The sequence below is a fragment of the Methylobacterium planeticum genome, assembly GCF_008806345.1.
Lineage (GTDB): Bacteria > Pseudomonadota > Alphaproteobacteria > Rhizobiales > Beijerinckiaceae > Methylobacterium > Methylobacterium planeticum.
The window spans coordinates 1-1162 of sequence record NZ_VZZJ01000074.1; the positions used below are offsets into that span (position 1 = coordinate 1).

Below are 1162 nucleotides of genomic sequence, written 5' to 3' on the forward strand. Positions count from 1 at the left end.
GTGGGCACGGGGGCGCCGTTGGCGGCATGGTGGCGCCGGAGCATCGGGCGCAGCACCGCGATCGCCAGGAAGGCCGCCAGCAGGTCCATGATCGCCACCGTGTACAGCACGCTCGCCCAGGTGCCGGTGGCCTGCATCAGGAGGTTGCCCACCGGCACGAACAGCGCCGCGAAGCCCTTGGCGCAGTACAGCACCCCGTAGATCTTGCCGATGTGCTTGGATCCGAACGTGTCCGCCGCCGTGGCGCTGAACAGCGAGTAGACCTCGCCCCAGGCCAGGAACACCACCCCCGACAGGATCACGAACGCCCACGGGTTCGAGCCGAAATAGCCCAGCGCCACGATGCCGATCCCCTCCATCGCGAAGGCGATGAACATCGTCTTCTCCCGCCCGATCCGGTCCGAGATGAACCCGAACAGCGGCCGCGAGATGCCGTTCATGATCCGGTCGAGCATCAGCGCGAAGGGCAGCGCCGCCATGGCGAAGAAGTACAGGTTGACCTGGAAGTTCTTCACCCCGAGATCCTGCGCGATCACCCCGAGCTGGGCCACCGCCATCAGCCCGCCCGTGACCGTGCAGGTGAACATCAGCAGCATCACCCAGAACACCGGCGTGCGCAGCGCCTCGCCCAGCGTGTAGTCCCGCCGCGACTGCAGCACCGTGCTGGAGAAGCGCACCTCGTCCCGGGACGGCGCGCGCAGGAACAGCGACGCCAGCATGATGAGGGCGCCCTGGATCAGGCCGAAGACGAAGAAGGCCTGGGCGTAGCTGCCGGCATCGATCATCTTGGCAATCGGCAGGATGGTCAGGGCCGAGCCCGCGCCGTAGCCCCCCGCCGTCAGGCCGACCGCCAGGCCGCGCCGGTCGGGAAACCACTTCAGGGCGTTGTTGATGCAGGTGGCGTAGACGCAGCCGACCCCGATGCCGCCGGCCACCGAGCCGAGGTAGAAGCCGGTCAGCGAGGTGGCGTAGGAGTTGATCACCCAGGCCAGACCCGTCATCAGGCCGCCAAACAGCACCACCCGGCTCGGGCCGTACTTGTCGATGAAGTAGCCCTCGATCGGCGTCAGCCAGGTCTGCACCACCACGAAGATGGTGAACGCCACCTGGATGGCCGCCCGGTCCCAGCCAAAGGTCTTCTGGATCTCGGGCACGAACAGCG

Annotated in this window: 1 protein-coding gene; it reads right to left on the minus strand. The window is 67.4% G+C overall.

Going from position 1 to position 1162, the window contains the following annotated elements:
• The coding region (gene oxlT, locus F6X51_RS27590) for an oxalate/formate MFS antiporter (protein ID WP_246697037.1) at positions 1–1160 on the minus strand (1160 nt) is incomplete at its 3' end.
• Positions 1161–1162 lie beyond the last annotated feature (2 nt).